This window comes from Helicobacter pylori, from assembly GCF_011140715.1.
In the GTDB taxonomy this organism is placed as follows: Bacteria; Campylobacterota; Campylobacteria; order Campylobacterales; family Helicobacteraceae; genus Helicobacter; species Helicobacter pylori_DA.
The window spans coordinates 1-24532 of sequence record NZ_SFZZ01000075.1 but is presented as its reverse complement, the minus strand read 5'-3'; the positions used below and the strand labels follow the sequence as shown (position 1 = coordinate 24532).

The window sequence follows — 24532 nt, the reverse complement described above, 5'->3', positions numbered from 1 at the left end:
CATCTTTTGAGCAAAATGTTATAATACTCGCTTAATTTTATTTGGGGTGTTAGCTCAGTTGGGAGAGCGCAACGCTGGCAGCGTTGAGGTCAGGGGTTCGAACCCCCTACACTCCACCATTATTTATTACGCTTATCCTTTTTCTTTATGGATCAAACCCATTTTCTTGCTAGTATTACCCATAATTAATTATAATCTTAGGAATTGTTTTTCATCAAGGGAGTTTGAGCGTGAGCAGTTTGTTTAAAATGCGCATTCTGAGTTTTAAAAAGAATAAGCGGGCGGTGTTTTCACTCTATCTTTTTATCGCTTTATTAGCGCTTTCTCTTTTAGCCCCCTTGTGGGTGAATGATCGCCCCTTATTCATCTATAAAGATCATAAGGCGTATTTCCCCATGTTTAAAAACTATGCGGAAGTGGAGTTTGGAGGCGATTTTTTCACCCCTACGGACTATAACGATCCTTATGTGCAAAACACGCTTCTAAAAGACGCTTTCATCATCCATGCGCTCATTCCTTATAGCTACGATACGATCATTATGGATTTAGACTCGCCTGCCCCTAACCCTCCAAGCTTCAAACACCTTTTAGGCACAGACGATCAAGCCAGAGATGTGTTAGCTAGGCTGGTTTATGGCTATCGTGTTTCGTTAGTGTTTGGGATTTTACTCACCCTTTTTAGCGTTCTTATTGGCGTGAGTTTGGGAGCGTTTCAGGGGTATTATGGAGGGCTAGTGGATTTAGTGGGGCAAAGGTTGAGCGAGATTTGGAGTGCGATCCCTATGCTTTTTTTACTCATTGTGATTTCTAGCGCGTTCAATTCTAATTTCTGGATCATCTTGTTTTTAGTCTTGCTCTTTAGCTGGATGGGGCTTTCTCAAGTCGTGCGCACGGAGTTTTTAAAAGCAAGGAATATGGACTACACCAAAGCCGCTAGAGCGCTTGGGGTGAATGATTTAAAAATCATTTTCTACCATGTTTTACCCAACGCTTTAGTAGCGACGATCACTTATGTGCCGTTTTTAATGGCGGCTAGTATTTCCACTTTAGTGTCTTTGGATTTCTTGGGTTTTGGCATGCCTATAGGGAGCGCGAGTTTGGGCGAATTGGTCAATCAAGGGAAAGATAATCTCACCACGCCCCATTTAGCCATCGTAGCCTTTGTAGCCATCAGTTTGTTGCTTTCTGTTTTGGTGTTCATTGGCGAAGGGGTGCGCGATGCTTTCAACGCTAACATGCTCAAATAAAGGGGTTACATGCTAGAAATCAAAAATTTAAACTGCGTTTTAAACGCGCATTTTTCGCTCCAAAACATCAATATTTCTTTAAATTATGGTGAAAGGGTGGCGATCGTGGGCGAGAGCGGGAGCGGGAAAAGCTCTATCGCTAATCTCATCATGCGATTAAACCCTAGATTCAAGCCTCATAATGGCGAAATTCTGTTTGAAACAACCAATCTTTTAAAGGAAAGCGAAGCGTTCATGCAGCATTTAAGGGGGAATATTATCGCTTACATCGCTCAAGACCCCCTATCCAGCCTAAACCCCTTGCATAAAATCGGCAAGCAACTGAGTGAAGCCTATTTCTTACACCATAAAAACGCTTCTCAAACGCTCCTTAAAGAACAAGTTTTAAACGCCATGAAACAAGTCCAATTAGACGAAAAATTTTTGGATCGTTACCCTTATGAATTGAGCGGAGGGCAGCGCCAAAGGGTGTGTATCGCTATGGGGATCATTAATGCGCCCAAATTGCTCATTTGCGATGAGCCTACCACCGCGCTAGATGCCCAAATCCAAAACCAGATTTTAGACTTGCTCAAGCAATTGAGCGTGGAAAAAAACATCGCCCTTTTGTTCATTAGCCATGATTTAAAAGCGGTCAAACGCTTGGCTGATAGGGTTTATGTGCTAAAAAAAGGCGAGATAGTAGAAACCAATTTGACTAAAGAGCTTTTTAATGACCCTAAGCACGAATATTCAAAACTCTTGATTCAAGCTTCAAACTTGCCCGCTAAAAACTTAAAAGTGCTAGATGAAACGCTTTTAGAGGTGAAAGATTTTAGCGTTTATTACTTGCAAAAACGCTTCTTTAGATCTTCTTTAAAAAAACCCCTTATCGCATCAGTGGATTTTTCCCTCAAAGCTAAAGAAAACATCGGCATCATTGGCGAAAGCGGGAGCGGGAAAAGCTCTCTAGCGTTAGGGCTTTTAAAACTCGCTCTAAACAGCGGGGAAGAAAAGATTTTAGGCCAAAGCGTGGGGTCTTTAAATTCTAAGGCGTTCAAACCCTACCGCAAGATCTTGCAAATGGTGTTTCAAGATCCTTACGCATCGTTAAACCCTCGCTTAAGCATTCAAAGCATTTTAATAGAAGCTCTGCGCTTTGCTTACCCTAAAGCTTCCAAAGAAGAATGGCACCATTTAGCTGAACTTTGTTTAGAAGAAGTGCGCTTGAATTCTGAATTGCTTAACTTTTACGCTTATGAACTCAGTGGAGGGGAACGCCAAAGAGTGGCGATCGCTAGGGCAATCGCTTTAAAACCTAGAATCATTCTCTTAGATGAGCCCACTTCCGCTTTGGATAAGAGCATTCAAAAAAGCGTGTTGGAATTATTGTTGAATTTACAAGAAAAGCAGGATTTGAGCTATTTGTTTATCAGCCATGATTTAGATGTGATCAAAGCTTTTTGCGATAGGGTGTTAGTGGTGAGTGAGGGGAAAATCGTAGAAACAGGCGCTATTGAAGAAGTGTTTGACAACCCTAAGCACGCTTATACGAAGCGTTTGTTGGAATCCAGGCTTTAAGGGGGCTAGCTCTTAAAAAATACTCAAACGCATGGGCGTTATCTTTGAGTTTTCTACAAACAAAACAAAGAAACTTGATAGGGGGCTGTTTTTGAATAAGGGTAGTCGTCAATAAAGAATGAAAAGACCTTAGATTCTTTGGGCAAAATCTTTTCTTTAAAGGTTTTTTCATAGCTTTTTTTGACAAACCATTTAAAGGCATGCTCTTCTACAAAATTGTGAGGGTTTTTAAGCACTTCTAAGCGTAAAACGCATTTGTTTAGACTGAATTTGGAAATGTTTTTGACTCCCACTTGCAAAGAAAAGGCGTTGCTATAACTTAAAGGGTTAGCGTGTAAAATGCGTGTTTCTATGGGATAGATCGCTTGAGTGAGTAAAACCTTCAAAACAAAAGGCATGCTTAAAAACGCACCCAAAAAAGCTGTTGTTGCCATATAGCTAGCTATGCGGTTTCTTAAAAGCAAAGCCAAAAGGAGCAAAATCGCACAAAAAAGGATTAAAACGCTCGCTATTAAAACGCTGATTAAAGTCGCTTGGCTTAAAAATCCCTTAAAAGACTCCAAAAAAGCTTGGATAAAGGCAAGAGACGCCATGCGTTTTTAAGGCTCTTTACTCTCGGCAATGCTAGATTTAACCTTACTTTTAGTGTCAATCCAAATGTTAGGCACAGCCCCGCCTGGAGTGAGCATGATTTGAGCGTTGTTGTTCGTTTTTAACGCTTCATTAAACTGGCCTTGAACTTCAATTTGGCGCAGTCTTAAAAGCTTGTCGCTCAAGCTTTGCGAAATGCTTAAATTAGCTTGAGATTTCGCCTTAGCCTCAATCACGATCGCATCCGCCACGCCCTGAGCCTTAATCCTGTTAGCGTCCGCTTCCCCTTTAGCCAGAGCGGCTTGTTTTTGAGCTTCTTGTTTAGAGCGCTCCACCTCATATTTCACCCTTTCTGATTCTTGGCGCGCGATTTGGACTTTTTCAATTTGCTCTTTAATCTTAGCGGGCAAGACGATTTCTCTCAATTGGATAGAGCTTAATTCCACAGGGGTGTTGGGGAGCTTAGAAACTTCTTTATTGATACCGCTATTGATAAGAGCGGCGATTTCGTTGCGCTTAATGGGTAAATCTTCAGCCGGATAGCGCCCCACGACAGATCGCACCACATCGCGCACTACAGGGTTGATGATTTTTTGCTCCCAAGACAAGCCATAAGTAGCGATCGTTTGGGGGGTGGTTTGGGGGTTTAGGCGGTATTGCACGGTGAGTTCAATAGAAACGGTCAAACCCCTACTATCCATCACGTTAATAGCGTCGTTTCTAAAAATCCCTTGGTTTTTACCCGCCACGCCCATGTCTTCGGTGCGTGAAAAATTGATATTCCTGATCCTTGTATCCACAATGAGAATGTCTTGAATGATAGGCACAAAAAAGTGGATTCCTGGCTGTAAGGGGGTGGGTTCGTATTTCCCGGCGGTGATTTTAATGCCAATTTCTCCTGAGCTGATCACTTCAAAAGGCTTGGCCAAAAAAGCGATAACGCCTAAAAGGACAATGACGATTAAAACCGATAGTTTTTTAGAATTAAAAGAATTAGACGGCGGGATGAAACGCCCCCCATTATTAGGCGTGTTGGGCGTAGGGTTTTCTCTTTGAGGATTTTTCTTTTTTAAATGTTCGTTCAAATCAATGGGCATGAATTTCCTTTTTAAATATTTTAACGGCGTTTGGGTTTTTTAGAATGGTGGTTCGTTTTAGAGCCTTTTTCTCTGTAATGGCCCTTTTTGAAAGAACGCGCTCGCTCATGCTGCGTTTTTTTGTTAGAGGGTTTTGGCGTTTTTTCTTTAGGGTTTTGAATCGCATCAATTTCTTGCTGGTTTAAGCCGATTTTGCTGGTTTCAAACTGCAAACTCAAAAGTTTTAAAACCAATTGAGACGGCTCAAAAATTTCGGTAAGCTGTTCATAAAGGCTGATGATTCCTTCAGACACTTTAGCGTCATGCAAGGTTTTGATGATCTGATTTTCGTTAATGGTGGGGATCTCAAAAAGTTCAATCTCTGAATCAATTTCTTTTTGCATGCGTAAAAGTTCTTTGTATTCTAAGGGGGTTACTAAAGTGATCGCCATGCCTTTTTTGCCCGCTCGCCCGGTTCTCCCAATGCGATGGATATAGCTCTCGGTGTTTAGAGGCAAGTGGTAGTTAAACACATGGCTTACACCGCTAATGTCTAGCCCACGGCTCGCCACATCTGTAGCCACCAACACATCAGCGTCATTTTTTTTAAACGCCATGATAGAAGAGCGGCGATCCCTTTGATCCATATCCCCATGCAAGGCGGTACTTTTGTAATTTTTAGAAGCAAGGAATTGGTGCAATTCATCGGCTTCTTTTTTGGTGCGCGTGAAAACAATGCTCTTTTTGGGCGCTTGGGTGTCTAAAAGGCGCATGATCGCTTCAGCCCTCTCATGCTCGTTGATCACATAAAAGCGTTGGGTGATGTCAGTGTTAGTGATATTAGAGGGGGCAATATGGATTTTAATAGGGTTTTCTAAAATCTTATCCGCTAATCTTTTAATCGGCTCTGGCATCGTGGCTGAAAAAAGCAAAATCTGCGCTTCGCTAGGGAGGTAGTCAAAAATCTCTTCAATATCGTCTAAAAATCCCATATCTAGCATTTCATCGCTTTCATCTAAAACGACCACTTTAGGCACAAATTTATGGATGCGCTCATTCTTTAAGTGATCGAGCAGTCTTCCTGGTGTAGCGATCATCACTTGGGGGTTTTTCTTAATAAATTCGCATTGTTTTTTAACGCTCTGGCCTCCATACACGCACACGGTTTTAGTCCTGGTGTGTTTGCCCAATTTAAAAATCTCATCGCTAATTTGCATGGCTAATTCTCTGGTGGGCGTGATCACTAAGGCCTCTATGGTGTGGTTGTTTTTAAGGTTGTTGATAATGGGCAGAGCGAAAGCGGCGGTTTTTCCTGTGCCTGTTTGGGCTTGCGCGATCACATCTCGGCCTTGTAAAACAGCCGGAATAGCCTTTTCTTGAATGGGGCTTGGGGAAGTGAAACCGGCTTCATAGACGGATTTTAAAACCGATTCTTTTAAGCCCAAGTCATTAAAACTCGGCTTATGATAAGCGTCATCATCAATTTCTGTAGGGAGTGGTGGTTGATTCAATTCCATGGGAGATTCATACCTCAATTTAATTTGAAACTTTAAGCTGATAAAAGGCTAAAATTAAAATCTTTGATTTAAAGTTTATAAGATTTTTGAGTATAGCATAAAAATGCGCTCAATTAGGTTTAAAGTTTTTATAAAAGGCTTATGCTAAAATGATGGGGTAAATAAATGAAAGGGTTTGATTGAAACGGGTGTTTTTGTGTCTTATTTTTGTATTAGCCTTTCACGAGCTTTTAGCCGAAAAAATAGGCGATATAGCGAGCGTGGTAGGCGTAAGGGATAACCAGCTGATTGGATATGGGCTTGTGATTGGTTTGAATGGCACAGGGGATAAATCCGGCTCAAAATTCACCATGCAATCCATTTCTAACATGCTAGAGAGCGTGAACGTTAAAATTTCTGCAGATGATATTAAATCTAAAAATGTCGCTGCCGTGATGATTACGGCCTCCTTGCCCCCCTTTGCAAGACAGGGCGATAAAATTGATATTCACATTTCTTCTATTGGCGATGCGAAATCCATTCAAGGAGGGACTTTAGTGATGACCCCTTTAAATGCGGTAGATGGGAATATTTACGCCCTCGCTCAAGGGGCTATTATTTCGGGCAATTCTAATAACTTGCTCTCAGCCAATATCATCAATGGGGCGACTATTGAAAGGGAAGTTTCGTATGATTTGTTCCATAAAAACGCCATGACTTTAAGCCTGAAAAACCCTAATTTTAAAAACGCTATCCAAGTGCAAAACACTCTAAATAAAGTATTTGGCAATAAAGTAGCCATAGCACTAGATCCCAAAACCATTCAAATCACCCGCCCAGAGCGTCTTTCTATGGTGGAGTTTTTAGCTTTAGTGCAAGAAATCCCTATTAACTACAGCGCGAAAAATAAGATCATTGTAGATGAAAAATCAGGAACGATCGTTTCAGGAGTGGATATAATCGTGCATCCTATAGTGGTTACAAGCCAAGACATCACGCTTAAAATCACTAAAGAGCCTTTAAATGATTCTAAAAACACGCAGGATTTAGACAATAACATGTCCTTAGACACCGCTCACAACACGCTGAGCTCTAACGGGAAAAACATCACCATTGCCGGGGTGGTAAAAGCCTTACAAAAAATTGGCGTGAGCGCTAAGGGGATGGTTTCAATCTTGCAAGCCCTAAAAAAAAGCGGCGCGATTAGCGCTGAAATGGAGATACTATGATAAACAACAATAAAACCATGTTAGAGCAATACAATGTTTCTAAATTGGCGAGCGAAGAGAAATTAAAAGCGCTGGCTCAAAATAAAAACGACAAGCTCCTCAAAGAGCAAACCGATTCTTTTGAAGCGTTGCTTTTAAAATTCATGCTAGATACCGCTATGAAAATGGATAACCCTTTGTATCCTAAAGCCCCAGGCGATGAGATTTATGCATCCATGTATAAGGACACGCTTTCTAAAGAATTGAGCGGGAATTTTGGTTATAGCGAAATGCTGTTTAATTTCTTAAAAGAGCGAGAAAAACAAAAACCATGAAAAAATCCAAGCACTTGAAAAACTCCCCTTTGAAACGCTCTGATAAGGCTTCTTCTTTCAAGGGGTTGTTAGAAAACGAAAATAATGTGATTTCATTAGAAAATTTTAAACCCAAAGAGAGCGAAGATTTATTAGAAAATTTTTCCAACAAAAAAGACATGCAAGAGTTATTAGAGCTTTTAAACCAATTCATTTTACAAAGCTACAAGGTGGAAAAGGAGTTTAAGGATTATAAAGCCCTTTATGAATGGGTCATAGAGATTTTACCGCAAGCGATTTGGGTGATGAATGAAAACGGGAGCTTTTTTTATAAAAATTCTTTAGCCAATCAAAGCCATGAGGTGTTCAATAAGGCTAAATTAGGAAATTTTAACACCGAAATTGAACATGAAAATAAAAGCTATTTAGTCCAGCAAAACAGCATTCAGGGCAAGCAAATCATCACCGCAACCGATATTAGCGCTCAAAAACGCCAAGAGCGGCTCGCTTCTATGGGGAAAATCTCAGCGCATTTGGCCCATGAGATCAGAAACCCCGTAGGCTCTATCTCTCTTTTAGCTTCGGTGTTATTAAAGCATGCGAACGAAAAGACTAAGCCCATTGTTGTAGAATTGCAAAAAGCTTTATGGCGCGTGGAAAGAATCATTAAAGCCACCTTGCTTTTTTCTAAAGGCATTCAAGCCAACCGCACCAAGCAAAGTTTGAAAACGCTAGAGAGCGATCTCAAAGAAGCCCTAAACTGCTACACTTACTCTAAAGACATTGATTTTCTTTTTAATTTTAGCGATGAAGAAGGGTTTTTTGACTTTGATTTAATGGGGATTGTGTTACAAAATTTCTTGTATAACGCCATTGATGCGATTGAAGCCTTAGAAGAGAGCGAACAGGGCCAGGTCAAAATTGAAGCGTTCATTCAAAATGAATTTATTGTCTTCACCATTATTGATAACGGCAAGGAAGTGGAAAACAAAAGCGCTTTATTTGAGCCTTTTGAAACCACCAAATTAAAGGGTAATGGCCTAGGGTTAGCCCTGTCTTTACAAGTGGTTAAAGCCCATGAAGGGAGCATTGCGCTATTAGAAAACCAAGAAAAAACCTTTGAAATTAGGATTCTTAACGCTTCTTAATTTGGATAATTATCCCCCCTTAAAAAATGAGTTTTACGATAAAACAAAATTTTAAAAAGATTAAAGAATATTAAATTGAATAGGGTTTATCAGTTTTTGACAAAAATAAGATCAAAAAAATTTTTTATTAACTCTTTTGGTGTAGGATAGCGATCAAGGTTTTTATGAAAATAAAAGCCTAAAACATTTTATAAAAAAAGGACTTTTGATGAAAACATTTGAAATTTTAAAACATTTGCAAGCGGATGCGATCGTGTTGTTTATGAAAGTGCATAACTTCCATTGGAATGTGAAAGGCACTGATTTTTTCAATGTGCATAAAGCCACTGAAGAAATTTATGAAGAATTTGCGGACATGTTTGATGATCTCGCTGAAAGGATCGCTCAATTAGGACACCACCCCTTAGTGACTTTATCTGAAGCGCTCAAACTCACTCGTGTTAAAGAAGAAACTAAAACGAGCTTCCACTCTAAAGACATCTTTAAAGAAATTCTAGGCGATTACAAACACCTAGAAAAAGAATTTAAAGAGCTTTCTAACACCGCTGAAAAAGAAGGTGATAAAGTCACCGTAACTTATGCGGATGATCAATTAGCCAAGTTGCAAAAATCCATTTGGATGCTAGAAGCCCATTTAGCTTAAGCCATCAAAAAGAAGCCAGCATGAGGGATTATAGCGAGCTTGAAATTTTTGAGGGAAACCCCTTAGACAAGTGGAATGACATTATTTTTCATGCGAGCAGAAAGCTTTCTAAAAAAGAGCTAGAAAGGCTTTTGGAGCTTCTGGCTCTCTTGGAAACTTTTATAGAAAAAGAAGACTTGGAAGAAAAGTTTGAATCTTTCGCCAAAGCTTTAAGAATGGATGAAGAGTTGCAACAAAAAATAGAGAGCAGGAAAACAGACATTGTGATCCAATCCATGGCGAATATTCTCAGCGGGAATGAATGAGCTTATCCGCTATGGCTTGATATTCCTTGTTTTTTTAAAGGCGTTTGGGCTTGATTATGGGATCGATAAAACGCTAGAATTAAAAAAAGATGAAGTCTTTAAAGCGATCATCAAAGACACTTCTAACGAACAAACCAAAGAAATTACGCTCTATTGGACTTTATACGCAAATAAAGGTTTAGTCATTAACATGCGTTTTAACCATTTCCCTTACCAGTTTATTTTATACACCGATCATGCGAGAAACACCTACAACCTTAAAGTTTTTGAAAAAAACTTTTCTTCTGACAGCGCTCTGTCGCTTGTGTTTAAAGATTTTAAAGAAGATAAAGCCACTTTAAGGCTTTTAGCCCCCATGCCCCTTGTTTTTTCCCCTAAAGAGCCTTAAGGAATTTGCATGCAAGAAAAACAACTTCAAGCCATTCAAAATAGAATCGCTTCTTGGATCAAAGAAATAGAAAGCGGCTTTATAGATGAATTGTTTTCTAAGATTGGCCCTTCAAAAATGTTGCGTTCCAAACTCATGCTCGCTTTGTTAGACGAAAAAATAGACGCTATTTTATTAGATAAAGCACTCAATTTGTGTGCGATTGTGGAAATGATACAGACCGCTTCTTTATTGCATGATGATGTGATTGATAAGGCGACCATGCGCCGAAAACTCCCTAGCATTAACGCTCTTTTTGGTAATTTTAACGCCGTGATGCTTGGGGATGTGTTTTATTCTAAAGCCTTTTTTGAACTATCTAAAATGGGTGAATCCATCGCTCAAATCCTCTCTAATGCGGTTTTAAGGCTCTCTAGAGGCGAGATTGAAGACGTGTTTGTGGGGGGAAGTTTTAATAGCGACAAACAAAAATACTGGCGTATTTTAGAAGACAAGACCGCTCATTTCATAGAAGCGAGCCTAAAGAGCATGGCGATTCTTTTAAATAAAGACGCCAAAATATATGCGGATTTTGGATTAAATTTTGGCATGGCGTTTCAAATCATTGATGATTTATTAGACATCACTCAAGACGCCAACACTCTAGGTAAGCCCAATTTTAGCGATTTTAAAGAGGGCAAGACCACTTTACCCTACTTGCTTTTATATGAAAAATTAAATCAGCATGAACAAGGGCTTTTAATTTCCTATTTCAAACAAGATAGCCATGAAATCATAGGGTGGACTAAGGAAAAATTCAAGCAACATGGTATCATAGAAGAAACCCTTAAGATCGCTCAAGTTTATTCTAAAAAGGCCCTTGAAGCCATTAAAGGGGAAAACAATTTGATTTTAGAAAAACTAGCGCAAGATGTCATTTATAGGACTTTTTAATGGAGTTAGAAACTCATTTGTCAAAATATTTCACCCTAGCCTTTACGCATAAAAGCATGAGCTTAGAAATGCGCGAAAAACTCGCTATCAATTCGAACGCAACGCTTAAAGAATTTTTACAAACCATTAAAAACCATTGCCCTAACATCAAAGAGTGCATGGTGTTATCCACATGCAACCGCTTTGAAATCTATGCGAGCCTAAGGCATGGCACTCACGCTAATGAACAAAAAAACGCACTATTAAAAATCTTGGCTCAAAATAAAAAAATGAGCGTGTCTGATTTAGAAAAATGCGTTTTAATGAACACTGATGAAAGCGCGGTCCATCATGTCTTCAGCGTGTGCAGCAGTTTGGATAGCCTAGTGGTGGGGGAAACTCAAATCACAGGGCAGATGAAAAACGCCTATAAATTCGCCTTTGAAGAGAAATTTTGCTCCAAAGATTTAACCCGATTGCTCCATTTTGCTTTCAAATGCGCCGCTAAAGTGCGCAATTTAACCGGCATTTCCAAGCAAGGGGTCTCCATCTCTTCAGTGGCGGTCAAAGAAGCGCTTAGTATTTTTGAAAAAGAAAAGATTAAGGATAAAAAAGCCCTTGTGATAGGGCTTGGCGAGATGGCTCAATTGGTCATCAAGCACCTTTTAAACAAGCAATTTGAAACGCTCATCTTAGGGCGTAATGCGGCTAAATTTGAAGATTTTGTCAAGGAATTAGAAGAGCCTAAAAAAGTGGGCTTTCAAAATATAGAACATTTAAGCGCTTATATCAATGAATACGCATTGCTTTTTTGCGCCACTTCTTCGCCGAACTTTATCGTGCAAAATTCCATGTTAAAAGAAACGATTTTCAGGCGTTTTTGGTTTGATTTAGCCGTGCCACGAAATATTGAAAAGCCGGTATTCAATAATATTTTCTTATACAGCGTGGATGATTTAGAGCCTATGGTGAAAGAAAATGTGGGAAACAGGCAAGAAAGCCGGACGAAAGCTTATGAGATTGTAGGGCTTGCCACAATGGAGTTTTACCAATGGATCCAAAGCTTAGAAATAGAGCCTTTGATTAAGGATTTAAGGGAATTGGCTAGGATTTCAGCCCAAAAGGAATTGCAAAAGGCGCTCAAAAAACGCTATGTGCCTAAAGAATACGAAGGCAATATTGAAAAGATCTTGCACAACGCTTTCAACACTTTTTTACACCACCCTACTATCGCTTTAAAAAAGAACGCTCAAAAAGAAGAATCCGATGTGCTTGTGGGCGCGATTAAAAACTTGTTTAATTTAGACAAATCTAACGCTAACCATGCCCAGAATTTGAATCTCTATAAATGCGAATATTACGAGGAATAATGCATGCTATTTTCAAAACTCTTTGCCCCCACCCTCAAAGAACCCCCTAAAGATGCCGTGTTAAAAAGCCATAAACACCTAGCTCAAGCAGGATACATTTATCAAGTAGGTAGCGGGATTTATAATTTTTTGCCCTTAGCTAAAAAAGTGCTAGACAAGATAGAAAACATCACGCACAAACGCATGCAAGAGCATGGGGCGCAAAACATTTTAATGAGTTTTGTGGTTTTGGCGAGTTTGTGGGAAAAATCAGGCCGTTTGGATAAATACGGCAAGGAATTATTGGTTTTTAAAGACCGAAAAGACAATGATTTTGTTTTAAGCCCCACTTTAGAAGAAAATATCACCGAAATTGCCGCTAATTTCATTAAAAGCTACAAGCAATTACCCGTACATCTCTATCAAATCCACACGAAATTCCGTGATGAGATCCGCCCGAGATTTGGGCTGGTGAGAGCGAGAGAATTTATCATGAAAGATGGTTATAGCTTTCATGAAGATACTGAAAGCTTGGATGAGGAATTTTTAAACACGCAAAACGCTTATAAAGAGATTTTAAGCGATTTGGGTTTGGATTTTCGCATTGTGGAAGCGGATAGCGGGGCGATTGGGGGGAGTAAAAGCAGGGAATTTGTCGTTTTAACAGAGTGTGGGGAAGACACAATCGTGGTGTGTCAAAATTGCGATTATGCCGCCAATATTGAAATCGCTAAACGCTCTAAAAGGCCTGAGCCTTTAAATGTCCCCAAAGCGCAATTAGCGAAATTCCCTACCCCTAATACCACCAGCGCTCAAAGCGTGGCGGAGTTTTTTAAAACAGAGCCTTATTTTGTTTTAAAAGCGCTTGTTAGAAAAGTGATCCATAAAGATAAAGAAACCCTAGCGTGCTTTTTTACTAGGGGCGATGACAATTTAGAGGAGACTAAAGCACTAAACGCTTTGAACATTATAGGAGCGAACGCTTTAGAATTGAGAGAGGCAAGTCAAAAAGATTTGGATAATGCAGGGTTAATAGCGGGCTTTATAGGGCCTTATGGCTTGAAAAAGCATGTTTCTTACATCATTTTTGATGAAGATTTAAAAGAGGGCGATTGCTTGATCGTTGGGGCTAATGAAAAGGATTTTCATGCGGTGGGCGTGGATTTAAAAGGGTTTGAAAACCTTGTTTATGCAGATATTGTCCAAGTTAAAGAGAGCGATTGTTGCCCTAATTGTCAAGGAGCGTTGAAATACCATAAGAGTTTGGAGGTGGGGCATATTTTCAAACTCGGGCAAGGCTATGCTAAAAGCTTGAAAGCTAGTTTCTTGGATAAGAATGGCAAGGAGCAATTTTTTGAAATGGGGTGCTATGGGATAGGCATTAGCCGATTACTCAGCGCGATTTTAGAGCAAAAAAGCGATGATCTAGGCTGTGTATGGACGAAAAATACCGCTCCTTTTGATGTGGTGATCGTGGTTTCTAATTGGAAAGATGAAGCGCAAAAAAAACTCGCTTTTGAAGTGTATGAAAGGCTGCGTCAAAAGGGCGTTGATGCGCTGTTAGACGACAGAGATGCGCGTTTTGGGGCGAAGATGAGGGATTTTGAATTGATTGGGGAACGACTAGCGCTCATTGTTGGGAAGCAAACTTTAGAGAGTAAAGAATTTGAATGCATCAAACGCGCTAATTTAGAAAAACAAACGCTTAAAGACACAGAATTAGAAGAAAAAATTTTAGAAATGTTAGAAAGCGAATAAGGGGGAGAGAGTGGGAAATTTAGTGATTGGCTCTAGGGGGAGCGAATTAGCCTTATGGCAAGCAAATCACATTAAAGAACGCCTGAAAAAAGAATGCCTTATAGAAAGCGAGATTCAAATCGTTAAGACTAAGGGCGATAAAATCTTAGACACCCCTTTAAATAAGATTGGCGGTAAGGGGCTATTCACTAAGGAATTAGAAGAATTGCTTTTAAAAGGCGAAATTGATTTGGCGGTGCATTCTTTAAAAGATGTGCCGGTCGTGTTTGAAAAGGGGTTAGACTTGGCATGCATCACCAAAAGGGCTGATGTGAGGGACACTTTTTTAAGCGTGAAATTCCCTGATTTGATGAGCTTGCCTAAAGGAGCAAAGGTTGGCACGACTTCTTTAAGGCGCTCCATGCAACTCAAACTAAAACGCCAGGATTTGGACACAGAAAGCTTAAGGGGGAATGTCCAAACCCGTTTGAAAAAGCTTGAATGCGGAGAATTTGACGCTATCATTTTGGCTGAAGCCGGGTTGTGCCGCCTAGAAATTCAAGGAGCGAAATACCGCAAGGCTTTTAGCGTGGAAGAAATGATTCCTAGCATGGGTCAGGGGGCTTTAGGGGTGGAAATGCTCAAAAACCACAAGCATTTTATTACGCTTCAAAAACTCAACGATGAAGAAAGCGCGTTTTGCTGCCATTTAGAAAGGGAGTTTATCAAAGGGCTTAATGGGGGGTGTCAGATCCCTATTGGCGTGCATGCGAGCTTAATGGGCGATAGGGTTAAAATCCATGCGGTTTTAGGCTTGCCTAATGGGAAAGAAGTCATCACTAAAGAAAAGCAAGGGGATAAAAATAAGGCACTTGATCTGGTTCAAGAGCTTTTAGAAGCGTTTTTACAAAGCGGGGCTAAAGAGATTTTAGAAAAGGCGCAGTTGTTTTAATGCGTTTGTTTATCGTGCTAGTTTTGTTCTTGTGGTGGTTAAGTTTGAGCGCTAAAGAAGCGGATTTCATCTCTGATTTTGAATACGGGCTGGCTCTTTATAAAAACCCTAGGGGTGTTGCGTGCGCGAAATGCCATGGCATTAAAGGCGAACAACAAGAAATCACCTTTTATTATGAAAAAGGCGAGAAAAAAATCCTCTACGCCCCTAAAATCAACCATTTAGATTTTAAAACCTTTAAAGACGCTTTGAGTTTAGGCAAAGGCATGATGCCTAAATACAACCTGAATTTAGAAGAAATCCAAGCGATTTATCTTTACATCACCTCTTTAGAGCATAAAGAAGAGCATAAGGATTCTCCTAAGCCTTAATCAAAGCGCTTGATTTATGCTAAAATGGAGCGTTGCATTTTTGTTTTGATTGAAGAGGGTTCTAAAAATCAGAATTTAAAAGAAGGTAAAGATGAATATCAAAATTTTAAAAATATTAGTTGGAGGGTTATTTTTTTTGAACGCCCATTTATGGGGGAAACAAGACAATAGCTTTTTGGGGATTGGTGAAAGAGCCTATAAAAGTGGGAATTATTCTAAAGCGGCGTCTTATTTTAAAAAAGCATGCAACGATGGGGTGAGTGAAGGTTGCACGCAATTAGGAATCATTTATGAAAACGGGCAAGGCACTAGAATAGATTATAAAAAAGCCCTAGAATATTATAAAACCGCATGCCAAGCTGATGATAGGGAAGGGTGTTTTGGTTTAGGGGGGCTTTATGATGAGGGGTTAGGCACGACTCAAAATTATCAGGAGGCCATTGACGCTTATGCTAAAGCGTGCGTTTTAAAACACCCTGAGAGTTGCTACAATTTAGGCATTATTTATGATAGAAAAATCAAAGGCAATGCCGCTCAAGCGGTTACCTACTATCAAAAAAGCTGTAATTTTGATATGGCTAAGGGGTGTTATGTTTTGGGCGTGGCTTATGAAAAAGGCTTTTTAGAAGTCAAACAGAGCAACCATAAAGCCGTCATCTATTATTTGAAAGCGTGCCGATTGGATGATGGGCAGGCTTGCCGCGCGTTAGGGAGTTTGTTTGAAAATGGCGATGCAGGGCTTGATGAAGATTTTGAAGTAGCGTTTGATTATTTGCAAAAAGCTTGTGCTTTAAACAATTCTGGTGGTTGCGCGAGTTTAGGCTCTATGTATATGTTAGGCAGGTATGTCAAAAAAGACCCTCAAAAGGCTTTTAATTATTTCAAACAAGCATGCGATATGGGGAGCGCGGTGAGCTGCTCTAGGATGGGCTTTATGTATTCGCAAGGGGGCACTGTTCCAAAAGACTTGAGGAAAGCCCTTGATAATTATGAAAGGGGTTGCGATATGGGCGATGAAGTGGGTTGCTTCGCTCTAGCGGGCATGTATTACAACATGAAAGATAAAGAAAACGCCATAATGATTTATGACAAGGGCTGTAAGCTAGGCATGAAACAGGCATGCGAAAACCTCACCAAACTCAGGGGGTATTGAAAATTTAAACCACCCCCTAAATTATCATCTGTTATTTAACTCAAAACTTTTCAAAGATTTGGCTCTGTTTTAAGAGCTAAAGCAGAAACCCACCCTATTAATTTTTAATCTTTAGTGTTTTTAGGGATTTGTCTATTTTCAAAAAGAAAACTTTTTGAATGTTTTTTGCGGTTGTTTGGTTGTGTTTGTTAGCGTGTTTTTATAGTGTAAATTTTTGTTAGGTTAGCTTGAAGTGGGTTTTAGGTTTAAAAGTCCTATAAAAACATTTTAGCGTGTTTTTGCGCTATGGGATAGATATGCGTTTGGTTGTGTTTTTCAATGATTTTAATTTATGGCTTTTGCGGTTGCTATTATAAGCACGCTACAAACACGAATCACACGATAACAGAGCGATATTGCATGCACTATAAAAAGACTTGATAAAAATAATGAAAAATAGTTAAATTTCAAGCGTTCTTTTAAAAATTGTTGTCAGATGAGACAGATAAAAACGCTTTTAGTTTAAAGATAGAGTTTTAGGGGTTTGTTGGTTTAGTTATTCTTTAATTTTTAAAAAATAGGGTTTTTAAAACTCATAAAAGAATAGGGGTATTTTGAAATCATTCCCCTACAACCCCCTTTTTTAATTCGCAAGCTTTTTTATTTTGGTTGTCAAAACACCCAAAGGCATTTTTTAGATTTCATAACCAATATCCAAAACAGAGCTGATATTTTTAAACCCTACAAAGACCAATAGATCGCTCCAAAGAACACCACACTCCCTATCAAAACGCTTATAAACATGCGTTTAGTGTCCTTAAAAGCCACCATTAAAAACGCGCTCAAATAAAACAACAATAAAAACACGCAAAAAATCCCCAAAAGCACCTTAAACACAACGCCCACCTTAGCCTTATGCAGCATGATGAGCACGCCTAAAAAGCCCCTTTCAATGGTTTTGATTTTTGTTTGGTCGCCTTTAGTTTCAAGGTTGATTTCATACAAAGGCGTGCCAATGACTAACGCTCCCCTATGCTCTCTAGGCTCTATCCTTTTAGGCATAGCGATATGGTTTTCTTTTATAAAGTCTTTCAAAAAATCCAATCGTTCTTCTTTTTTTAAGGATTTTTCTAAAACCCACTCTTTGATAGTAGCGCCGGTGTCTTGGCGCACCCCAAAGAGCAATAAAAGCCCGCTAACCGCAAAAAGAAGCGCCAAAGGGAAGAAAAAAGTGGTCGCATAAATGTGAAAATAACGCATCATTGCGCTCATTATTGCAACCTGTGGCTCACGAATTTAGAAAAATTATCCAAGACTAGCCCCCCTTTTCTAAACCCTAACGCGCAAGATTCATAAGCAAAAAACACATTCGGCTGATAATACAACCCATTATGCGAATTGAGTTCGTAAAACTCTTGATAAACGGGTTTGTGGTTAGAATAAACGCCGTCCGTTTTCAAAAGCGATTGCATGGAAGCTTCAAAGATTTCACTATTCGCCCCTTCCCTACCAAAAGCCACTTTTTTGATTTGCTTTTTATGGGTTAAAGGCTCATAACTCGTTTCTAACAATAAGGGGTGGTTGGGGTATCTGTCCCATAAAAGTTTTAAAAAACGCTTGGATTGGAAAAGGATCGTATAAGCCGGGTTTAAAAAAATCGTGTTTTTATTTTCCATCATGCCTTGCATCAAAAGGGCTAATTCTGGCTCATCAATAGCGATGTTTTCCCATGGGATCAGTTTGAATAAAAACTCATAATTCAAGCCGTTTTTAAACACGCCCTCTTCTACATTAAACTCTACTTCATCAATGTAAGAAAAATCCGTTTCAAACCCCACGCTCTGAGCAGCGTCTTGCAAAAAACGCATGGTGCGCTCTTCTTCAATATTCCCCCTAACGCTTGAAAAAAGGATTTTCCACCCCTCATACATTTCCTCAAAACGGCTCGTGTCTTCGCCCAAAGTTACCATGCGTTTAAAATTCTCGCCAAGCGCTTCATAAAGGTTATTGAATTGCTTGTTTTCATCATAGCCATTCGCTTTGAGTAACGCCCATTGGATCAGCGCGGTTTCATAAAGCATGGTAGGGGTATCAGCGTTAAATTCCAATAATTTAATGGGCTTGCCATCAAGCCCCCCGGCTAAATCAAAACGCCCGTAAATATGCCAATGCACTTCCTCTTCAAAACTCTGTTTGATCATAGGAATGAGCGCGTTAGGAATATCCAATTCAAAAAAGCGATCGTTTTTAATGGCCTCTTCAGCCGTTTCTACAAACATGTCATAAAGCTCATTACAAGCGTCATAATAAGTGTCCGCTTCTTTTTGAGAAACAACCACCATTTCATCAGCGATATAAGATGACATGTCATCATTCGTGTGCCAATCTAAGCCGATTTCTTCTAAGGTCTTATTGTCTAAAGGTTTTAAAGGAATCACTTGCATTTTTTAGCCTTGAATCAATTAAATTATGAGTTAAAGCCCCTTGTCCCAGAGCTTACCGCCGGCGAGCTAGTAGGTCTACTAGAGCCAAAAAACCCGCTCTGTCCCTTACTCGCTCCGCCCATGCTTGAAGTGCTGGGTGCACTTTTAGAAAAGGAATTTTGAGAGCGTTGGTAAGCTTGTGGGGATTTGTAGGTCCGTTGGGCATTTTGCTGATAATTAGGGTTATTGAAAAGCTTATTGCCAATATAACTCCCTAAAATCGCCCCCGCCGCGCTCCCTAAAATCGCACTCCCCAAGCCAAAGCCTGAGCTTTCATTACTCCCTCCATTATTAGGCTGGACAAGCTTGCTCGTGCCGTTATCAATTTTGGCTTCTTCTTCTTTGATGAGCTTTTGAATCTCTTCATTGCTTAGCACTCGTTCATTGCCTTGCAAATCGCGCACTATGATGTGGGTTCTTGAGCTAGGGTATTCTTCAACAACCTTGTAAGATTTATCCTTTTGCTCTTCTAAAATCACAAACGCGCCTTTTTGAACGCTTTGACTTAAAGAGCTTTGCTCTTTGGGTTTGTCATCGGCATTGCTCTTACACCCCACAATGCTCACCATCACTAACGCGCTCAAACCACCCACGATCGCATAATCAGAAATCTTTCTGTAGGGTTTTTTCATGAGAGTAGCCTTATATCATGCCTTATAATGGTATAAGAAAGGCACACCCTTAATCACGCCAGATTCAAAAATCTTTTTAGTGACATTTTCCACTTTAGTGCGTAAATCTTCAGGCTCTTTTTGAGCGTTAATATCGTATTGGGTGGAATAAATCTTTTCAAGGATAGAGATTTTATCTTCAACGCTCGCTCCCCTAGCCCTAGCTTTCGCCATTTCTTCTTGGATCAAAGCCGCTTTTTTAGCTGAATTGACTCCAAGCCACCCCACTACAACCATTCTCACGGTATTTTCTTTCAAGTGATCCCTGAGTTTAGTGAGCTCTTTTTGGCAATGCGGGCACATGGGATCAGAAACAATATAAAGGATTTTATCCTTATTTGCAGCGTTAGTAGAGGGCAACTCTATCGCATAATCAGCCGGTATTTCATTAAAAATAGCGTTCAATTTCGCACTATTTTGTTGCGTAGCGTTAAGGGCTTGGATTTTTTGATTGGTTTCTGCGACTAATTGCACATCATCGCTTTTATTGCTAAAGAATATGTTGCTAAGCCCTATGACTAAATTACCATCCTTACTCACTACAAGCGGAATATTGTATTTAGTGTCCGGATCTTCAATAACGACTATTTTTAAATCCTGGCTGGATTTTAAAGGCTTGATTTCTAAAATACGCACCTTTTTATTGGTTTGTTTTTCAATCACGCTCACTAAATTATCCTGCATCCGTTTGTCATTAGCTGAAACTGAATGTTTAGGGGCTGCCCCTAAGCCTACAAGAAGTAACGCGCTCAACACACTCGCTCTTAATATCATTAAAACTCCTAAAGTTCAATAGCATAAACCCTTACAATAAAAGGAATAAGCTTTTAATGGGTATAATACCATAAAATCCCCTATTTTGGCTTAAAAAGGTTTAAAGATGATTATCATTCCTGCTAGGTTAAAATCCAGTCGTTTTGAAAATAAAGTGCTAGAAGATATTTTTGGCTTGCCTATGGTAGTCCGTTGCGCTAAAAATGCAAATCTTGTAGATGAATGCGTAGTCGCTTGCGATGATGAAAGCATCATGCAAACATGCCAAAAATTCCACATTAAAGCGGTGCTAACCTCCAAACACCACAATAGCGGCACAGAACGCTGTTTGGAAGCGGCGCGAATTTTAGGGTTAAAAAACGATGAAAGGGTTTTAAACTTGCAAGGCGATGAGCCTTTTTTAGAAAAAGAAGTCATTTTAGCGTTATTAGAAGCCACCAAAAACGCCCCTTTCATGGCGACTTGCGCTAAGGTCATTGATGAAGAGCAAGCCAAAAGCCCTAATTTAGTCAAGGTGGTTTTAGACAATCAAAATAACGCCTTGTATTTTTCGCGCTCCCTTATCCCCTTTTTACGAGATTTTGATGCGAAACGCCAAACCCCCCTTTTAGGGCATATCGGTATCTATGGCTTCCACAATAAAGAAATCTTAGAAGAATTATGCGCTTTAAAACCTTGCGTTTTAGAGGATACAGAAAAATTAGAGCAATTAAGGGCTTTGTATTACCAAAAAAAGATTCTAGTAAAAATCGTTCAAAGCCAAAGCGTGGGCATTGACACCAAAGAAGATTTGCAAAACGCTTTGAAAATTTTTAGCCCCAATCCCCTTGAGAGATAAATTTTAAAAAGCACTCAAAGCATTTTTCACCATTAAAAACCTCTTTTTAAATCCAAAAAAAAGCAAAATTTCTTAATTTTTGCTCAATTTTATTAAAAATTCAATAAATTTATGGCACAATTTAAACTCATTGTAAATAAAGTTTCAATTTGATACGATTTTACAAATAAAACATTACTTTAAGGAACATTTTATGAAAAAAACGATTTTACTTTCTCTTATGGTTTCATCTCTCCTTGCTGAAGATGACGGCGTTTTTATGAGCGTGGGCTATCAAATCGGCGAAGCCGCTCAAATGGTGAAAAACACCGGCGAAATCCAAAAAGTCTCCAACGCTTACGAAAACTTGAACAATCTTTTAACCCGCTATAAACGAGCTCAAACAAACGGCCTCTAACACCAATTCAAGCACTACTCAAGCGATTAATAATCTAAAAGAGAGCGCTAACCGATTAAAAACGACCCCTAATAGTGCCAATCAAGCCGTGTCTTCAGCGCTCAGCTCTGCGGTGGGCATGTGGCAAGTGGTAGCCTCTAATTTAGCTAGTGGTACGCTACCCACTAATGAATACGACAAAATCAATGCGATTTCTCAATTGCTCCAAAATACTCTAGAAAATAAAAACAATAATCTCACTATTGGAAATGACTACGAACATCTTTTAGGGCAAGCTAGCACCATTATTAATACCCTTCAAAGCCAATGCCCAGGAATAGACGGGGGCAATGGCAAACCATGGGGCATTAATGCAAGCGGGAACGCATGCGCTATTTTTGGCAGCACCTTTAACGCCATTACTAGTATGATTGATAGCGCTAAAAAAGCCGCCGCAGAAGCCCGAAGAACTGACCCAGAAAGTCCAAACCAACCAAGCGCGTTTACCAACGCTGATTTCAATAAAAACCTTAATCAAGTATCAAGCGTTATTAACGATACGATCTCTTACCTCAAAGGGGACAATTTAGCAACCATCTATAACACCCTTCAAAAAACGCCCGGTTCTAAAGGGTTTCACAGTTTGGTGAGCCGATCTAGCTATAGTTATTCCCTCAACGAAACCCAATATTCTGAATTCCAAACTACCACCAAAGAGTTTGGCCATAACCCTTTTAGAAGCGTGGGATTGATTAACTCTCAAAGCAATAACGGGGCGATGAATGGCGTGGGCGTGCAATTAGGCTATAAGCAATTCTTTGGGAAAAATAAATTTTTTGGGATCCGGTATTATGCCTTTTTTGATTACAACCATGCCTATATCAAATCCAACTTTTTTAACTCCGCTTCCAATGTTTTCACCTATGGTGCGGGCAGTGATCTTTTATTGAATTTCATCAATGGCGGATCCGATAAAAACCGCAAAGTCTCTTTTGGCATTTTTGGGGGCATCGCATTAGCCGGCACGACATGGCTTAATAACCAATCTGCGAATTTAAAAATCACCAATAGCGCCTACAACGCTAAAATCAACAACACCAATTTCCAATTCTTATTCAATACCGGTTTAAGGCTTCAAGGGATTCACCATGGCATTGAATTAGGCGTGAAAATCCCCACGATCAACACCAATTACTATTCTTTCATGGGCGCTAAATTAGCCTATAGAAGACTTTATAGCGTGTATTTCAATTATGTTTTGGCTTATTGATATTGAATCGGTTCTCATTACTAATGAGGACAAAGCCAATCTTTTGGCTCTCAATGAATAACGGCATCATTTTACTTGACTTTCTACAAAAAACACACTAAAATTTCTTTTCATTTTTGAGCGAAATTCCAGATTAGCTCAGCGGTAGAGTAGGCGGCTGTTAACCGCTTGGTCGTAGGTTCGAATCCTACATCTGGAGCCATACTTTTAACCCATCTTTTTTCTTTTTACAACAAAAATTCACGCAATCCCTTTTGATTTGATCCATAACGCATTGACTAACACCCCCACCACAACCCCTATCGCTAAATTATGCGTGTATAAAACCACCGCCACGACTAAGAGCATGTTGAGCGTGTCATAGAGCTTGATTGTTTTAATGTTCATAACGGATTGGAAATTAAAAGTGGTGAAAGAAATCATCACCATCACCGCCACAACCGCCACAATGGGGATCTTAACCACATATTCATTAAACACTAATATTAGCACCATTAAAGAAAAGCCGGCAAAAAAAGTAGAAAGCCTTGTTTTGGCCCCGGATTTTGCGTTAATGATAGACTGCCCCACTAAAGCGCACCCTGTCATTCCCCCCAAAAGCCCTGAGATGATATTCCCCAAGCCTTGCGCTTTAGTTTCTCTATTTTTATCGCTCATGCCGTCTTTTAAAATGACATCTAAAGTTTTAGCGGTCAATAAGCTTTCTATCGTGCCCACTAGTGCTAAAGAAAAAGCGTAAGGCAACAATCCTATAACGATTTTAAAATCCAAATTTTTGGGGATAATGATGAAATGAAAGCCTGAAACCCCTTGCTCAATGCTCCCCAAATTCGGCGCATGCATATCAAAAATTAAAGCGATCGCGCTCACTGCAAGGATACAAATCAGATTAGAGGGGATTTTTTTAGTGATTAAAGGGAAGAGATAAATGATCAATATTCCAATAAAAAGCAAAATAAACACCCCTAAATTTTGGTTTTGAAGGAATTTGAATTGCTCCATTAAAAGCAAAATGCCTAGCGCGTTCACAAAGCCATACATCACTGATTGAGGGATAAATCTTAAAAGATTCCCTATTTTCAAATAGCCTAAAAGAATTTGCAACATTCCTGCCATAAGAGTCGCCACGCCCGCGTATTCAAGCCCATAGTTTTTAACCACGCCCACCAAAATGAGCGCCACTGAGCCGGCCGCTGCACTAATCATCGCCTTTCTAGCCCCAAAAAGAGACAACACAAAAGCCATATAAAAGGTCGTATAAAACGCCACGCCCACATCTAAACCCACCATGATCGCAAAGCCGGCCGTCTCTGGGATCACAGAAAGCCCCACCACAAAACCAGACAACAAATCTTTTTGAATGTTACTCAACCATTCTTTTTGTATCTTTTCCAACATGCCTTTCTTTCCCATTAGAATGGCTTGATTGTAACCAAAGATTTAAAAACCAATTTCAAACCGGATAAAATCCCTTTTCTTAAATCAAGCTATATGATATTTTATTGTAAAAAATACTTAAAATTGTTTTTTTTTTTTTTCAAAATATAAATTTTAAGTTAAAAATAAGAATTGTGTGGTAAAATGGCGAAATTTCATAAACATGACTATCATGGGAATGCGAAACCAACAAAAATCTATTAAAAGGAGAAAACATGAAAATCAAAAAATCCCTCTGGCTCTCTCTTTCTCTC

At 39.5% G+C, this 24532-nt stretch carries 23 protein-coding genes, 2 tRNA genes and 1 pseudogene; 18 read left to right on the top strand and 8 right to left on the bottom strand.

The features are described from left to right. Positions 1-43 precede the first annotated feature (43 nt). From EWZ81_RS07400 to nikE, 3 genes are all read left to right on the top strand, one after another. A tRNA-Ala gene (locus tag EWZ81_RS07400) sits at positions 44-119 on the top strand. Between the two features lie 105 nt (positions 120-224). Then, entirely contained in the window at positions 225-1247 is a 1023-nt protein-coding gene (locus tag EWZ81_RS07395) for an ABC transporter permease (protein WP_000116825.1), read from the top strand. A 9-nt stretch (positions 1248-1256) separates the two neighbouring features. Beyond that, positions 1257-2807 (top strand): nickel ABC transporter ATP-binding protein NikE, encoded by a 1551-nt coding sequence (gene nikE / locus EWZ81_RS07390; RefSeq protein WP_165549521.1) that lies wholly within the window; start codon positions 1257-1259, stop codon positions 2805-2807. Between the two features lie 53 nt (positions 2808-2860). Here the strand turns inward: nikE and EWZ81_RS07385 are convergent, their stop codons facing one another. From EWZ81_RS07385 to EWZ81_RS07375, 3 genes are read right to left on the bottom strand one after another with little or no spacing between them, the layout of a single operon-like run. Next, on the bottom strand, positions 2861-3400 hold the full coding sequence (locus tag EWZ81_RS07385; RefSeq protein ID WP_165549520.1) for a DUF2393 domain-containing protein: 540 nt from the start codon (positions 3398-3400) through the stop codon (positions 2861-2863). 6 nt (positions 3401-3406) lie between these two features. Further along, on the bottom strand, positions 3407-4495 hold the full coding sequence (locus EWZ81_RS07380; RefSeq protein ID WP_001121046.1) for a prohibitin family protein: 1089 nt from the start codon (positions 4493-4495) through the stop codon (positions 3407-3409). Positions 4496-4515: 20 nt separating this feature from the next. Beyond that, a complete protein-coding gene (locus EWZ81_RS07375) occupies positions 4516-5991 on the bottom strand; it encodes a DEAD/DEAH box helicase (RefSeq protein WP_078267069.1) in 1476 nt (491 codons plus the stop codon). 179 nt (positions 5992-6170) lie between these two features. Between EWZ81_RS07375 and flgI the strand changes: the two genes are divergently transcribed. The 12 genes from flgI (at position 6171) to hcpE (ending at position 16450) form a co-directional block, all read left to right on the top strand. Further along, positions 6171-7199 carry a flagellar basal body P-ring protein FlgI gene (gene flgI, locus EWZ81_RS07370; RefSeq protein WP_000832014.1) on the top strand — a complete coding sequence of 343 codons (1029 nt, stop codon included), beginning with the start codon at positions 6171-6173 and terminating at the stop codon, positions 7197-7199. After that, positions 7196-7513: a hypothetical protein gene (locus EWZ81_RS07365; RefSeq protein WP_165549519.1), complete on the top strand. Its 318-nt coding sequence runs from the start codon at positions 7196-7198 to the stop codon at positions 7511-7513. The genes flgI and EWZ81_RS07365 overlap by 4 nt, the downstream gene beginning before the upstream one ends. Further along, positions 7510-8640, top strand: a complete 1131-nt coding sequence (gene flgS / locus EWZ81_RS07360; protein WP_165549518.1) for an acid survival sensor histidine kinase — start codon at positions 7510-7512, stop codon at positions 8638-8640. Before EWZ81_RS07365 ends, flgS begins: the two co-directional genes overlap by 4 nt. 208 nt (positions 8641-8848) lie before the next feature. After that, the gene (dps, locus tag EWZ81_RS07355; RefSeq protein WP_000846455.1) at positions 8849-9283 is read left to right on the top strand and encodes a DNA starvation/stationary phase protection protein; all 435 of its coding nucleotides are present in this window, start codon (positions 8849-8851) and stop codon (positions 9281-9283) included. 20 nt (positions 9284-9303) lie between these two features. Next, positions 9304-9588 carry a DUF2018 family protein gene (locus EWZ81_RS07350; protein ID WP_001206072.1) on the top strand — a complete coding sequence of 95 codons (285 nt, stop codon included), beginning with the start codon at positions 9304-9306 and terminating at the stop codon, positions 9586-9588. Beyond that, positions 9581-9976: a hypothetical protein gene (locus tag EWZ81_RS07345; RefSeq protein ID WP_165549517.1), complete on the top strand. Its 396-nt coding sequence runs from the start codon at positions 9581-9583 to the stop codon at positions 9974-9976. Before EWZ81_RS07350 ends, EWZ81_RS07345 begins: the two co-directional genes overlap by 8 nt. A 9-nt stretch (positions 9977-9985) precedes the next feature. Continuing rightward, positions 9986-10909 (top strand): polyprenyl synthetase family protein, encoded by a 924-nt coding sequence (locus tag EWZ81_RS07340; RefSeq protein WP_165549516.1) that lies wholly within the window; start codon positions 9986-9988, stop codon positions 10907-10909. Further along, the gene (gene hemA / locus EWZ81_RS07335) at positions 10909-12258 is read left to right on the top strand and encodes a glutamyl-tRNA reductase (protein ID WP_165549515.1); all 1350 of its coding nucleotides are present in this window, start codon (positions 10909-10911) and stop codon (positions 12256-12258) included. Before EWZ81_RS07340 ends, hemA begins: the two co-directional genes overlap by 1 nt. Positions 12259-12261: 3 nt before the next feature. Further along, complete coding sequence (gene proS, locus EWZ81_RS07330; protein WP_165549514.1) at positions 12262-13995, top strand: proline--tRNA ligase; 1734 nt, start codon at positions 12262-12264, stop codon at positions 13993-13995. 10 nt (positions 13996-14005) lie between these two features. After that, positions 14006-14926, top strand: a complete 921-nt coding sequence (hemC, locus tag EWZ81_RS07325) for a hydroxymethylbilane synthase (RefSeq protein WP_165549513.1) — start codon at positions 14006-14008, stop codon at positions 14924-14926. Next, positions 14926-15297 (top strand): c-type cytochrome, encoded by a 372-nt coding sequence (locus EWZ81_RS07320; RefSeq protein ID WP_165549512.1) that lies wholly within the window; start codon positions 14926-14928, stop codon positions 15295-15297. The genes hemC and EWZ81_RS07320 overlap by 1 nt, the downstream gene beginning before the upstream one ends. Before the next feature lie 91 nt (positions 15298-15388). Beyond that, on the top strand, positions 15389-16450 hold the full coding sequence (gene hcpE, locus EWZ81_RS07315; protein WP_165549511.1) for a Sel1-like repeat protein HcpE: 1062 nt from the start codon (positions 15389-15391) through the stop codon (positions 16448-16450). 720 nt (positions 16451-17170) lie between these two features. On the opposite strand, the gene EWZ81_RS07310 is transcribed toward hcpE, so the two are convergent. From EWZ81_RS07310 to dsbK, 4 genes are read right to left on the bottom strand one after another with little or no spacing between them, the layout of a single operon-like run. Then, the gene (locus EWZ81_RS07310) at positions 17171-17701 is read right to left on the bottom strand and encodes a PepSY-associated TM helix domain-containing protein (protein WP_165549510.1); all 531 of its coding nucleotides are present in this window, start codon (positions 17699-17701) and stop codon (positions 17171-17173) included. Beyond that, positions 17701-18873, bottom strand: coding sequence for a glutathionylspermidine synthase family protein (locus EWZ81_RS07305; protein WP_165549509.1), 1173 nt, complete (start codon positions 18871-18873; stop codon positions 17701-17703). Before EWZ81_RS07305 ends, EWZ81_RS07310 begins: the two co-directional genes overlap by 1 nt. A 23-nt stretch (positions 18874-18896) precedes the next feature. Continuing rightward, positions 18897-19544 (bottom strand): UPF0323 family lipoprotein, encoded by a 648-nt coding sequence (locus EWZ81_RS07300; RefSeq protein ID WP_165549508.1) that lies wholly within the window; start codon positions 19542-19544, stop codon positions 18897-18899. A gap of 15 nt (positions 19545-19559) precedes the next feature. Further along, the gene (gene dsbK / locus EWZ81_RS07295; protein WP_165549507.1) at positions 19560-20357 is read right to left on the bottom strand and encodes a protein disulfide-isomerase DsbK; all 798 of its coding nucleotides are present in this window, start codon (positions 20355-20357) and stop codon (positions 19560-19562) included. 106 nt (positions 20358-20463) lie between these two features. Between dsbK and kdsB the strand changes: the two genes are divergently transcribed. From kdsB to EWZ81_RS07280, 3 genes and pseudogenes are all read left to right on the top strand, one after another. Then, positions 20464-21195, top strand: a complete 732-nt coding sequence (gene kdsB, locus EWZ81_RS07290; protein ID WP_165549506.1) for a 3-deoxy-manno-octulosonate cytidylyltransferase — start codon at positions 20464-20466, stop codon at positions 21193-21195. Between the two features lie 193 nt (positions 21196-21388). Next, positions 21389-22841, top strand: a pseudogene (hopA, locus tag EWZ81_RS07285) (porin HopA). A gap of 127 nt (positions 22842-22968) precedes the next feature. After that, positions 22969-23043, top strand: a tRNA-Asn gene (locus EWZ81_RS07280). Between the two features lie 38 nt (positions 23044-23081). On the opposite strand, the gene EWZ81_RS07275 is transcribed toward EWZ81_RS07280, so the two are convergent. Continuing rightward, positions 23082-24239 (bottom strand): SulP family inorganic anion transporter, encoded by a 1158-nt coding sequence (locus EWZ81_RS07275; RefSeq protein ID WP_165549505.1) that lies wholly within the window; start codon positions 24237-24239, stop codon positions 23082-23084. Positions 24240-24532 lie beyond the last annotated feature (293 nt).